This is a genomic window from Paraburkholderia sp. UCT2 (genome assembly GCF_014397665.1).
In the GTDB taxonomy this organism is placed as follows: Bacteria; Pseudomonadota; Gammaproteobacteria; order Burkholderiales; family Burkholderiaceae; genus Paraburkholderia; species Paraburkholderia tuberum.
Genome location: NZ_VZQO01000037.1, coordinates 62855 through 75845, shown reverse-complemented (window position 1 = coordinate 75845; position 12991 = coordinate 62855). Strand labels below are relative to the sequence as shown.

Below are 12991 nucleotides of genomic sequence, written 5' to 3'. Positions count from 1 at the left end.
AGCTGTGTATAAGAGACAGGTACAGCGCGATCGCCGAAAGCGCGTGCTCGCGTCGGGCCTGGTTGAGCGACTCCGAGTCGCGCAGATACGCTTCCTGCGCGTCTAGCACATCGAGGAAGCTCGACGCACCGCCCTTATACAGCTCGGTCGACAAACGCAGCGCGTGATTCGACGCATCGAGCGCACCGGCCAGGCGCTGCACCTGCACCGCGCCGCTGACGAGATCGCTGCGATTGTCCTCGACTTCCTTCAGCGCCTGCAACATCGTCTGTTGCAAGCCGAGCTGCGATTCGCGCATGCGGCTCTCGCTCGCGTCGATGTTCGCAGTGATGCGCCCGGCGTTGAAGATCGGGCTCGTCGCATTCAACGCAGCGCTGAACAGATTGTCGGTCAGCGTCGGCAAGCCAAGGTACGACGATGCGAGCAGCCCATTCGTCAGGTTGATCTTGAACTGCGGATAGCGCTGCGCCTTCGATACCCCCACTTCCGCCGCACGCTGTTCGACGAGCGCATAGGCAGTGCGCACGTCGGGTCGATGCAGCAACGCGTCGGACGGCAACACCTGCGGCGCGCTTTGCGCAGGCATTGGAATCTCGCGCGCGTTGGAAAGCAGCAGCGTATCGAGGCTTTCCGGCGTACGCCCCGAATACACGGCGATCAGACTCAGTTGATGCTGCACCGCCGATTGCATACGCGGAATCTGCGCCTGCAAGTCCTGCAACTGATTCTGCGCGCGGGCGACGTCGAGCTGCGTCGACAGGCCGTAATGCAGACGCTCCTGCGTGAGCTTCAGCGCGCGGCTGCGAATCTGCTCGTTGTCGTCGAGGATCTGCAATTGCGCCTGCGCCCAGCGTAGATCGATATACGCAGCCGCCGTGTTCGCGGCGAGCGCGAGCCGCAACTGGTTCAGCGCCGCAACGCTACCCGACACCTGCGCCTGCGACGCGAGCACCGCGAGGCGTTCGCCGCCGAATACGTCCGGCGTCCAGCTCGCGGCGAGGCCGAAGCCGGCCTGGCGCACATAGCCGAGCGGCGGCGGCGTGTTCTGCCGCTCGGTCGACGCGCCCGCGTTCGCATTCAGCTCCGGCAGCAGCGCCGCGCGATTCTGCGTCACCAGGTCCTGCGACTGCTTCACGCGTTCGGCCGCGGCCTGCACGTCGAGGTTGCCGGTCAACACCGATTCGATCAGCTGATGCATGACCGGGTCGCCGAATTGCGCCCACCAGGCATCGGTGTTCACGCTGTCTTGCGGCGCGTCGACGCTCCACGCGGCCGGCGCGAGCGTCTGCACCGTATGCGGCAAATCCGCGTGCGTCGCGGGTTGCACCGCGCAGGCCGCGAGCGTCAGGAACACCGCGCTCGCCAGTAACTTCATCACGATTCGTTTCATGTTGGTCTCCTAATGGGCATCGGGCGGGGGCGCGCTGTTGCCGAACGGGCGCGAAAACAGCACGCTCAGCAAGCCGACCACGAAGCACAGCGCAACCGCCAAAAAGGCGTCCGAGAATGCGAGCACCAGCGCTTCGCGCATCAATGCCGCGTGCAATTCGGCGAGCCCCGCACTCGCGGCGTTCAAGACATCACCACCAACGGCCGACAGATACTCGGCCTGCTTCTGCAAGATCGATTCGACGACCGGACGGCCCGCATTCAGATGTTCGTCGAGCCGTTCGTAGTGCAGGTTCAGACGGTCGTTCAACATCGTGCTGCTGACCGCGATGCCGATCGCACCGCCGAGATTGCGCATCAGATTGAACAGCCCGCTCGCGGAGCGCAGCCGCGACGGCGGCAACGCACCCAGCGCCATCGTCACGATCGGCGGAATACAGAATTGCTGGCCAATTCCGCGCAACGCTTGCGGAATCAGCAACTGCTGCCAGCCCCATTGGTTCGTCAACGGCACGTACAGATAGCAGCCGATGCCAAACAGCGCGAGTCCGAACACCATCAGCATGCGCATATCGACGAAGCGCGCGAGCGTCGAGTAGGCGGCCAGCGCGAGCAGCTGAAAACAGCCAACGGACAGCAACGCGAGACCAATCTGCAACGAATCGAAGCCGCGCACGCGCGCAAGAAACACCGGCGTCAGAAACACGGTGCAGAAGATGCCGATCCCGGTAATGAACGACAGCAGACTGCCGATACCGAAATTGCGCAACGCCAGTGCGCGCAGATCGACGATCGGTTCCTTCGCGGTGAACGCATGCACGAGGAACAGAAACCCGCAGATGGCCGCGACCCACGCGCACAGCACGATCACGTCGTCGCCGAACCAGTTTTTGCGCGGTCCCTCTTCGAGCACGTATTCGAGGCAACCGAGAAAACCCGACATCAGCAAGATGCCGAAGTAGTCGCCCTTTTTCAGCAAGGACAGATCGGCCTTGTCGATATTCACGTACTTCGGCACCAACAGCGTGACGGCGACGCCCGGTACCAGGTTCAGATAGAACAGCCAGTGCCACGACCATTGCGACGTGATCCAGCCGCCGATCACCGGGCCGATCGTCGGCGCAAGCGACGCAAGCGCGCCGATCGTCGTCGACGCGATCAAACGCTGCTTGCCGGGAAACAGCACGAACGCGGTCGTGAACACGGTCGGGATCATTGCGGCACCGAGCGCGCCTTGCAGACCGCGAAACAGGATCATCGAGTTGATGTCCCACGCGAGACCGCACAGCATGCTGGTGACCGTGAAGCCGAACGCGGAGAAGGTGAAGACCCAGCGCGTCGAGAACACGCGCGTGAGCCACCCCGACATCGGAATCACGATGATCTCCGCGATCAGATACGAGGTCTGCACCCAGGAGAGTTCATCCTGACTGGCGGACAGTCCGCCGCCGATATCGCGCAGCGACGATGCGACGATCTGGATATCGAGCGTCGCCATGAAAAAACCGAGGCACATCAGCGCGAATGCGAAGACCTTGGTGCGGGTCGGCTGGTCGGCGGGGTTGTCAAAAGCGTGAGTCATGACCGGTTCATCCCTGCGCGGCCGGATGGCCCGCATCGAGGTGCACTTTCACGGTCGCGGACAGGCCCGGACGCAGCACGCCCTGCATGTCCTTCGGCACGTCGAGGCGCACGCGCACCGGCACGCGCTGCACGATCTTCGTGAAGTTGCCGGTCGCGTTTTCCGCCGGCAAGACGCTGAAGGTCGCACCGGTCGCCGGTGCAAGACTGTCGACCACGCCGTGCAGCGTTGTGCTCGACGCATCGAGTTCGACGTCGACGCTGTCGCCCGAATGCATTTTGCGCAGCTGATCTTCCTTGAAGTTCGCGTCGATCCATAAACCGCTCGCCGGCACGACGGTCAGCAGCGACACGCCCGTGTTGGCGAGCAGCCCAACGCGAGCGGTGCGATTGCCGACATAGCCATCGATCGGCGAGCGGATCGTCGTGTACTCGACGTTCAACGCGGCGACGCGCTGCGCGGCCTGCGCGGTCGCGATGCGCGCTTTCGCGTCGCCGATCTGAGCGTCGAGCACCGCGATCTGGCGTTGCGCCGCGAGCAGCGCCGCGCTGCTGCGATCGACCGCCGCGCGCGCTTTGGCCAGATCGGCGTCGGCCTTCTCGACGACCTGGTTCGACACCGCGTCGTCTTTCACGAGCTCGCGGTAGCGCGTCTGGTCGGCGGCGCTGCGTGTGAGCTCGGCGCCCGACGCGCGGACCTCGGCGGCCTGCTCGTTGATCGCCGCGAGTTGCAGTGATTTCTTCGCTTCGAGTTCGGTGACGGCGGCCTGCGCGCTCTCCACTTCAGCGCTGGCCTGGGCGAGGCGCGCGTCGTAGTCGCGGGCATCGAGACGCACGAGCACCTGGTTGGCGTGCACGAACTCGTTGTCGTGCACGAGCACGTCGGTGACGAAGCCGTTGACCTTCGGCGCCATCACCGTGACGTCGCCGCCGACGTACGCATCGTCGGTGCTCTCGACGAAGCGGCCGACGAAGAACCAGTACGAAGTGGCAAGCGCCAACACGACGAGAACGGAGAGGATCGCGAGCAGCATCCACGGGATACGCCGCGCCTGGCTGGCGGGTTGTACCGCGCTTGGCGGCGCGACGGTCGAAGGAGTTGTGGACATGGTGTCGATATGTGCGTATGCACTCTTCAGATTGAAAAAAACGGCGCAGTGCGCCGGCCTCCGCTATCTTCAGCGTTTATGTCAAAGCGTATCCCGGGTGATCGCAAACAACTCGGTGCGCAGTGCAGCCGCGCGCTCCTCGCCGAAGCGGTGCTCGAACTCGGCCTGTGCGGCATACCAATGAGCGCGGCCTGCGTCTTGCCGCTCTTCGCCCGCGGCGGTCAGCGAGATCAGCAGCGCGCGCGCATCCGCGCCCATCGCCTCGCTCGACACCAGCCCGTCGCGTCGCAGCGGTTGAATCGTACGGACCAGCGTGGTGCGCTGCATGCGCATGGCCTCGGCAATCTGCTTCATCGTCATCGGACCGGTGCGCTTCAGGCGCCCCAGCAGCGAAAACTGCGTGATGGTCAGCCCGACATTCGACAGGTGCCGGTCGTAGATCTGCGATACGTGACGCGCGGCCTGGCGGATCGCAAAGCAGTCGTCGTCGAAAAGCGCTTCCATTCGCTTCACTTCCTTTGCTCGTTAGTGCATATGCACATTAAGAGGCGTCATAAAACCCGCCGAAGCGGGTTCCTACGCGCGATCTAACCGGTGATGCTGAACAGCTCGGTACGCAGCGTCTTTGCGCGGGCGCGGCCGAACTTCTTTTCGAATTCGTCCTGTGCGGCGCGCCATGCGACGGAGGCCTGATCGAACGTCGTCTCGCCTTTTTCCGTCAGGCTGAACAGCAACGTACGGTTGTCGTGGTCCGCCGCCTCGGCCAGCACGAGGCCGTCGCGCTGCAGGGGCTTCATCGCGCGGACCAGCGTGGTGCGCTCCATCACCATCGCGTCCGCGAGTTCCGCCATAGGCAGGTTCGGTGTGCGCGCGAGCTTCGCGAGGATCGTGAACTGCGCAGCAGTCAACCCGACGCTGCCGAGATGGCGCTCGTACATCTGCGTGACGTGCCGCGCCGCCTGGCGCAGCGCGAAGCAGTTGCATTCGTCGTAGGAGAGAGGACCGTTCATGGAGCGAAGTTTATGTGTGCATATGCACTGCGTCAAGTTTTTCGAATGGTAACGGGCAAATGCCTCACCCGTTGCGCTACGGCGGCCTTCATCTTGCGACTTGCCAGCTGTAATTGTTATGTTATAACATGACCAAAAATTGACGCTCCAGCCCTGCCGTTTTTCACACGGGCCCACTGCGACGTCCAACAAAATCCGTCCGACCTATGAGCGGACAGTCCATGCTCAACGACCACTTATGACCCTCATCGCCATTACCGTTCTCATCGAAAAGTAGGCCTGATCGACGGGCCTGCTATCGCGCGTCGTCAACCTCCAGTTCGCCTGTCCTCCCCCTGCCGGCCAGGGGCGAGGTGGGTGAGCTTTTGCCGAACGCTTCTGTTCATCAACGCATCGTCCATAGCTCGAGCAACAACAATGAAAAAACGCACACTGACCGCACAGGCGGCGATCGTGTTCTGTACCGCCATCTCGAACGCATGGGGCGCGCCGAGCAACGCCATATTGACGGGCACGGTCTCCGATCCCGCGGGCCATCCCGTCGCTCACGCGAAAGTGGAGGTACAGGACGCGAGCGGCGCCTCCATCGGCGCGTCGAACACGGACACGTCGGGGCACTTCTCGATCGACGGCGTGGCGCCCGGCACGTATGCGGTCGTCGTCACCGCGGCCGGTTTTGCAAGCGGCAGCAGCATCGCGACCGCCCAGTCCGGCGCTCCGGCGAGCGTCAGCGTACAACTGCAAAAGAGCGACACACTCGACGTGCAGGTCAACGCACAACGTCTGAACGCTGCCCGCAACGGCTTGCTGCCCGAAACGGGCAGCAGCGTCTATCGCTTCACGCAGGCGGACATCGACACGATGCCGGCGGGCGCGAACACGCCGCTCAATCAGGTGCTGCTGCAAGCGCCCGGCGTCGCCAACGACTCGTACGGCCAGCTGCACGTGCGCGGCGAGCACGCCAATTTGCAATACCGGATCAACGGCATCATCATTCCGGAGCCGATCAGCGGCTTCGGCCAGTCGCTCGACACGCGCATCATCGATCAAATGAACCTGCTCACGGGCGCCCTGCCCGCGCAGTACGGCTACCGCACGGCCGGTATCGTCGACATCCGCACCAAATCGGGCGACATGGGCAGCGGCGGCTCGATCGACGTATTCGGCGGCAGCCATCAGACCGTCAAAACGAGTGCCGACGTGTTCGGCAGCGAGGGACCGTTCAGCTACTACCTGAGCGGCTCGCTCGGCATGAACAATCTCGGCATCGAGAATCCGACGGCGAGCGCTAATGCGATTCACGATCACACGCGCCAGGGCAATGCATTCGGCTATCTGTCGTATCTGATCAATCCGCTCACGCGTGTGAGTCTGTTGTTCGGCGCGACCAGCAACCAGTTCGAGATTCCGAACACGCCGGGGCTCACGCCGAACTTCGCGCTCAACGGCCACAGCACGTTCGATTCGTCGCAACTGAACGAAACGCAATCTGAGCTGAACAATTTCGCGGCGCTCGCGCTTCAAGGCACCAACGGCGGCGCGCTCGATTACCAGGTCGCCTTCTTTACGCGCTATACGCGCACGAAGTTCAACCCCGATCCGATCGGCGACCTCATGTTCAACGGCGTGGCATCGGAGGACTTCCATAGCAACACAGCCAACGGCGTGCAGGTCGATACGACCTGGCGCATCAACGACAGTCACACGGTTCGCACGGGCGTCTTCTTCCAGCAGGAACACGCGGTATTCGACAATAACGTGTCTGTGTTCCCCGCCGACGCGGACGGCAACCAGCTCTCCGACGTGCCCTTCAACATCCAGGACAGCAGCAGCAAGACCGGCTATCTGTACAGCCTCTACGCGCAGGACGAATGGAAGCTGACCGACCGGCTCACGCTGAACTATGGCTTGCGCTACGACCGCATGGACGAGTACACGAGCGCGAGCCAGTTGAGCCCACGCGTCGGCCTCGTCTACACGCTCACGCCGTCCACGACGCTGCACGCCGGCTACGCGCGCTACTTCACGCCGCCGCCGTTCGAACTCGTGTCCGGCTCGACGATATCGAAGTTCGACGGCACGACGAATCAGAGTTCGGTAACGCAGAACGATCCCGTAAAGCCGGAACGCAGCCACTATTTCGATCTCGGCATCACGCAGAAACTCGGCCCTGCTGTCACGCTCGGACTCGACGCGTACTACAAGAAATCGACCGACCTGCTCGACGAAGGACAGTTCGGTTCCGCTCTGATCTACGCGCCGTTCAACTACCAGTACGGCAGAACGTATGGTGTCGAATTCACCGCCAACTACAAACAGGACAATCTCTCCGCGTATCTGAACCTCGCGTATAGCCGCGCGCAAGGCAAGAACATCAACTCCGCGCAGTTCAATTTCGGTGCGGACGAACTGGCGTACATCTCGAACAACTGGGTGTACCTCGATCACGACCAGCGCGTGACCGCATCGTTCGGCGCGGCATACGACTTCCACCAGACCACCTTCACGTTCGACGGAATCGTCGGCTCCGGCCTGCGCAGCGGCTTTGCGAACACCGACCGCCTGCCCGTCTATGCGCAGTTCAACCTCGGCGTAATCCAGCACTTCAACGAGCCGATGATCGGCAAGTTCGACGCGCGTCTGGTGGTGATCAACGCATTCAACCGCGTGTACGAGTTGCGTGACGGCTCGGGCATCGGCGTCGGCGCGCCGCAGTACGGTCCGCATTTCGCGGTTTATGCGGGCGTGACCAAGTACTTCTGATCGACGGCAGGGAGAACCATCATGCAGGAATGGACAGGCTTTATCGCGGCGATGCGCACCGGCGGATGGATCATGTATCCGCTCAGCGTGCTCGGCGTGCTCGCATTGACCATCATCATCGAGCGGGCGTATGTGTTTGCCCGCTTCGCAAGCGCACCGGCGCGTGTTTTGCAACCCACGTCGTCAGCCGATGACAACCGTCTCGACCGTCTCGCCCCGCACCACGCGTTTCGGCGCATGGCCGCGCCGTGGCTGTCGGAATCCGACTCGCCGCTGTGGCTGCGCGAGGCGTCGGCGCAATCGATCGCATCGCAGATCGAGCGCGACATGGGCCGCGGTCTGTGGCTACTGGAGACGATCGTCACGGCGGCGCCGCTGCTCGGCTTGCTCGGCACGATCGTCGGGATGATGAAGTCATTCCAGCTGTTCGGCGGCAATGGGCTCGTCGATCCGGGCGGTGTCACGGGCGGGGTGGCGCAGTCGCTGGTGGCGACCGCGATCGGACTCATCGTCGCGGTCTTCGCACTGTTCGCGTTCAACTATTTTTCACGGCGGCTCGAGCGTCTGATGGATGAACTCGAACTATTCGCCAACGCGCGACTCAGCGCGCTGCGCCTGCAACAAGAGGCGCGAGGCGAGCGCTGATGAAACTCAAACGCTCGCGCGCCTCGCGGCGCGGCCGCATCGAAATCATTCCGATGATCGACGTGATGTTCTTTCTGCTCGCGACTTTCATGCTCGCCTCGCTGGCGATGCAACGTCTCGACGCGGTGCGGATCAATCTGCCTTCGGGACGCGCGCAGCCGATCAGCACGAGCGAGCCGCTGACGATATCGGTGAACGGCAACGACGAGGTCTCGGTCAATCGCCACGTCGTTCGCGCGGATCAGATCGAGCCTGAAGTGAAGCGCCTGCTGCGCGCGGACGGCAACGTCGTCATCGCGGCCGACGATCACGCGGGTCACGGCGCGGTCGTGCAGGCCATGCTCGCGGCGCGACGCGCGGGCGCCGAACACTTTCTGATCGCCGTGCATCGTGATTAAAGCTTGCCGCGAGCTGTCCGAGGGGCACGTTGTGGGAACGCTGCGTACCGCCGTCGCTTGTCTGATCTCGCTGGGTATCTGGCTTCTGGTGCTGGCTGCGCTGTCGTCCGGGTTGCTGAAGTCGAGTCAGCCAGCCCCACCGCCTGCTCCACTGGATATGCGCGTGGTCGTGCTCGACGAGCCTGCGCCGCCTGAATCCCGTCCGTCGCAAACTCCGGTTGCGGTTCCAGCGGAACAGGCGCCACGGCACGCGCAGACGCAATCGCGTACCTCAGCGCATCGCGCGGTGCCGCCTGTGCCAACCAGGCCGCAGACGCTGACGACGCCCGCTGCCGCAGCGCCGTCGGTACCGGTTGCTAGTCAGGCACAACGCCCGTCGCAAGATGATCAGCCGGAACAAACGGCCGCCGCGGGATCGCAGCAATCGTCCGCACAGCACGACGCCGCTCCAGCCGCCTCGGCAAGCTCCAACACCGCCGCCCGCTCCATATCGCAACCGCTACCGACGCTGCCCGACGACTTGCGCGAGCAGGCCTATCAGACGATCGCGACAGCCCGCTTCACGATCCACGCCGACGGCTCGGTCGATGTCGAGCTCATTCACGCGACGCCGAACCCCCGTCTCAATCAACTGCTGCTCGACACGTTGCGGCGCTGGCGCTTTTTTCCCGCGCTGCGCGATGGCCGGCCCGTCGAAAGCACGCAAAACATCCGCGTGCATTTCAACGTCAGTTGAACAGCGCCTACTGGCTTGCGCAGGTGAAATTCGCCGCGACGTTCACGTCGCCCGAGCCGTTATAGCGCGGAAAGGTCGGGTATTGGCACAGCGGCCGTGTGCGTCCGGGCACGCCCGCCGTATCGGCGACGATCTGCGCGGGCGGCACCACGCCGTTTTCGACCCAGTTTTCGAGCGTCGTCAGCGAATCCCACGAGGCGTTGAACACGGTGCTGACCGCATGGCCATAGCCGGGAATCTCGTAGAAGCGCACGAAGTTCGCCACGGTGGACACGCCCATCGTCGCTTGCAGACGCTGATAGTACTGCTCGGTCGAACGCGTGCTGACGAGCGCGTCGGCCATGCCGTGCGCCATCAGGATCTTGCCGCCCTTCGCATTGAAGGCCGACAGATCCGTCTTGTTGACGTCCTGCAGGCCCGTCAGCTGACTGATGCGCGCCTGCAGACTGCCCGGATTCTGCGGATCGACGGCGAGCGAGTTGTAGTTCGGGTCGCGCGTGACGAAGTAGCGGATCCACTGGTCCCAGAACACGCTCAGATACGGCGCGGTCGTGGGCATCGGCGATGCGGGCTGTGACCTGCCGAGCGCGAGCGTGGTCACTGTCGGCTGCAACGCCGAAGGATTCGCGATGCCGAGATCGGCGCCGTACACGTTGAAGCCCGGATACTGCGTCTCGCCGCTCGCGAGCGTGTAGCCGAACGTGATCGCCGTGTTGTACACGTTCAGCGCCGCGATCTGCGCGTCGGACAGACAGGTGTCGCCGGTATCGGCGCCGCCCGCGCAACGCAGCGGCGTGCCGTTCAGCGTCGCCGTCGCGGGATTGAAGGTCGCGTTGCACGCGGCGACGTTGCTGATCAGACCGTCGGCAACGCCGTCGAGCGCGTCGCAACTCGCGAGCACCGTATCGAGCAGCACCTTGCGCTTCGCCTGGTCGAGATAGGCACCCGGCGCCGCCAGTGCGCGTGTGATGCGGCCGAACTGCAGATCGAGGCTCGCGGCCGCCCATGCCGGATACAGCACGATCGAGCCGTCCCAATCCTGCGGCCAGCGTTGCACCACCGCCAGCGCCTCGCGTCCGCCCGACGAGCCGCCCGCGAAATACGCCCGCTTCGGCGCCTTCACCGCGTAGCGCGCGTCGATCAGATAGACGGCCGCGTCGCGGGTTTTCTTCAGTGCGTCGCCGTTGAAGTTCTGCATCGCTTCGTCGTTCACGCCGAACGACGCGTCCTCGCTGCCGAGCGCATTGGCCTCGTGTCCCGAGTCACTCGCGAACACCGCGTAGCCGCGGCCAAGCGGAGTCAGTTGCGCGGTCGGGCCGGCCGGCACGTTGCCTGTCGGCGCGGGAATCGTGCCGTCGTAGCCGCCGCCGCCGAACATCATGATCTTGCTGTTCCAGTTGGTCGGCATCGCGATCTGGAATTTGATTTGCGGCGCCGCGGGATCGACGGGACTGATCGCGCCGCTGACGAGGCAATACTCGCCGGTCGCTTGCGCGCCCGAGCCGGACGCGGGCATCACGGTCGCCGCGGTCACAGTCGCGCCAGTGGTCGGCAAACCGATTGCTGACGCCGGCACGTTCTTGCCGGTCAGCTGCGCGCAGCTAAGCGGCGCGGCGGCGGTCGACTGAATGTTGTCACTGCCCCCACAGCCGCTCAACGATAGAACCGCGAGCAATGACGCGACGGAAATGACCGGAACAAAAGAGAAGGATGACGGAACGGCGCGCTGCATGGGCATGACTGTCTCCATCTTGGTTTGGAGACGCGGTCGCACGAGTCGGCTCGATCTCGCACGCCGTGTCTGCGCTGGGGGATGTGAGGCGCGAAGGTATACGGCAATGCGGTGCATAGCAAGCGGCGTGCCGCGAGCCGCCGGCGGGCCACGGCATGCATTGCAGCCAGGCGGCCAGCACATTCAATCGTCGGTTGCGATCCGGAAAGCGCGTAAGAGTCGACTTTGCAATCGGCTTCGCTGCCGCGCTCGCTATAGTCTTCAACGCAGATCCGCACGAAGATCGCGCACGCCTTTGCCGAGCCGTTGGCGCAACAGCGTGCGCAACGTGGCACCGTCGACATAGCCGACCTCGGCCGCAATCGCGTCGATGCCGAGGCCGCTGCCATGCAGCAGCGACTGCGCATACTCGACACGCAGGTCCTGAAAGTAAGCCAATGGCGATTTGCCGAGCACGTCCTGGCAACGACGCTGCAGCGTACGCGCGCTCGTCGCCAATGCGGCCGCAGCATGCTGCAGCGAGAACCCTTCCTTCAGATGATCGCGCGCCCATCGCTCGAAACGCTGAATCAGCGGATCGGCCTGAGCCAGATGGTTCGGGATGATGTACGGCGCCTGCGATGAGCGCAGGTCGGCGAGCAGGTAGCGCGACACGAGCGTAGCCAGCTCGGGGCTCGCGCGGCGGATCAACCACAGCGCGAGATCGAGATGCCCCATCGCCGCGCCCGCAGTCACACCGACGTCCGATGGCACCAGCATGCGCGACTCGTCGAGCAACACGGCCGGATAGCGTTGCCGGAACAATGGACCCAGCCACCAGGTCGTGGTCGCTTCGCGATGATCGAGGAGTCCGGTTTCCGCGACGAGGAACGTGCCGATGCACGACGCGGCGATCAACGTGCCCTGTGCATGCCATGCCAGCATTTGCACCCTGGCGTCGCGCACGTCCGGCCGCTCGAGCGCGGGTACCAGCTGCTCCGGCGTACCGGTACTGAGCGCGGGAATGATCACCCAGTCCGGCTTCAGGTCCGCGGTGATCGCTTGCACGGGGATGGTCAGCCCCTGCCCTGAGCGAACCTTCTTGCGCACGCCGACGACCGACAGTTCGAAGTGCGGCCGCCCGCCCATCTTCGCGGCCGCGAACCGGTTGGCGAGCGAGAACGCATCGAGCATGACGGTGAGACCGGTGTCGAACAGCCCCTGCAAGGCGAGCACGGCGATGCGCATGGCGTAAATGACCCTAAAGTTGTCATTTGCGACGATACAGCTTTTCCCGGCCGAGGGCTACAGTGAGTCTCGTTGTACATCGCAACCAACGTCGACCCAGGAGGTCACTGATGAAAGTTTTCGCCATCGCAACCGCACAACCGACCCTCACCCCGGACAAGCTCCAGCAGCACATGCCCCACGAGGTGCCGGCCACGCTCCAGCTTTATCTCGACGGCAAGGTCGAGCAGTTCTGGTTCCGCGACAAGGCCGGACCGATTTTCCTGATGAACGTCGGGTCGGTCGACGAGGCCAAGGCAATACTCAACGCGTTGCCGCTCGTGGCTGACGGGCTGATGAAGTATGAATACCTGCCGGTGGGACCGCTCGCGCCGCTGGGGCGGCTGATTCAGAAGGGGTGA

12 protein-coding genes are annotated in these 12991 nt (G+C 63.8%); 5 read left to right on the top strand and 7 right to left on the bottom strand.

All coding sequences use genetic code 11. The annotated features are described in order from the left end of the window. The 5 genes from F6X39_RS26190 to F6X39_RS26170 all read right to left on the bottom strand — a co-directional run. A partial coding sequence (locus F6X39_RS26190; protein WP_187618722.1) for an efflux transporter outer membrane subunit occupies positions 1 to 1390 on the bottom strand: 1390 nt, incomplete at its 3' end. A gap of 9 nt (positions 1391 to 1399) precedes the next feature. Next, positions 1400 to 2971, bottom strand: coding sequence for a DHA2 family efflux MFS transporter permease subunit (locus F6X39_RS26185; protein WP_187618721.1), 1572 nt, complete (start codon positions 2969 to 2971; stop codon positions 1400 to 1402). Positions 2972 to 2978: 7 nt separating this feature from the next. Continuing rightward, positions 2979 to 4079 carry an HlyD family secretion protein gene (locus F6X39_RS26180; RefSeq protein ID WP_187618720.1) on the bottom strand — a complete coding sequence of 367 codons (1101 nt, stop codon included), beginning with the start codon at positions 4077 to 4079 and terminating at the stop codon, positions 2979 to 2981. Positions 4080 to 4160: 81 nt separating this feature from the next. After that, complete coding sequence (locus F6X39_RS26175) at positions 4161 to 4583, bottom strand: MarR family winged helix-turn-helix transcriptional regulator (RefSeq protein WP_184025155.1); 423 nt, start codon at positions 4581 to 4583, stop codon at positions 4161 to 4163. Positions 4584 to 4666: 83 nt separating this feature from the next. Continuing rightward, entirely contained in the window at positions 4667 to 5089 is a 423-nt protein-coding gene (locus F6X39_RS26170; RefSeq protein ID WP_187618719.1) for a MarR family winged helix-turn-helix transcriptional regulator, read from the bottom strand. Between the two features lie 417 nt (positions 5090 to 5506). Here F6X39_RS26170 and F6X39_RS26165 point away from each other — a divergent pair, with 417 nt between their 5' ends. The 4 genes from F6X39_RS26165 to F6X39_RS26150 are packed head-to-tail and all read left to right on the top strand — an operon-like array spanning position 5507 to position 9631. Continuing rightward, on the top strand, positions 5507 to 7852 hold the full coding sequence (locus tag F6X39_RS26165) for a TonB-dependent receptor (protein WP_187618718.1): 2346 nt from the start codon (positions 5507 to 5509) through the stop codon (positions 7850 to 7852). A gap of 21 nt (positions 7853 to 7873) precedes the next feature. Then, positions 7874 to 8497, top strand: coding sequence for a MotA/TolQ/ExbB proton channel family protein (locus F6X39_RS26160; RefSeq protein WP_090807159.1), 624 nt, complete (start codon positions 7874 to 7876; stop codon positions 8495 to 8497). Further along, a complete protein-coding gene (locus tag F6X39_RS26155; protein ID WP_184007118.1) occupies positions 8497 to 8895 on the top strand; it encodes an ExbD/TolR family protein in 399 nt (132 codons plus the stop codon). Before F6X39_RS26160 ends, F6X39_RS26155 begins: the two co-directional genes overlap by 1 nt. Before the next feature lie 31 nt (positions 8896 to 8926). Beyond that, entirely contained in the window at positions 8927 to 9631 is a 705-nt protein-coding gene (locus F6X39_RS26150; RefSeq protein WP_187618717.1) for an energy transducer TonB, read from the top strand. 7 nt (positions 9632 to 9638) lie between these two features. On the opposite strand, the gene F6X39_RS26145 is transcribed toward F6X39_RS26150, so the two are convergent. Further along, positions 9639 to 11363: a tannase/feruloyl esterase family alpha/beta hydrolase gene (locus F6X39_RS26145; protein ID WP_187618729.1), complete on the bottom strand. Its 1725-nt coding sequence runs from the start codon at positions 11361 to 11363 to the stop codon at positions 9639 to 9641. 261 nt (positions 11364 to 11624) lie between these two features. Continuing rightward, the gene (locus F6X39_RS26140) at positions 11625 to 12590 is read right to left on the bottom strand and encodes a GlxA family transcriptional regulator (protein ID WP_184025144.1); all 966 of its coding nucleotides are present in this window, start codon (positions 12588 to 12590) and stop codon (positions 11625 to 11627) included. A gap of 110 nt (positions 12591 to 12700) precedes the next feature. Here F6X39_RS26140 and F6X39_RS26135 point away from each other — a divergent pair, with 110 nt between their 5' ends. Continuing rightward, positions 12701 to 12991 (top strand): hypothetical protein, encoded by a 291-nt coding sequence (locus F6X39_RS26135; protein WP_184025141.1) that lies wholly within the window; start codon positions 12701 to 12703, stop codon positions 12989 to 12991.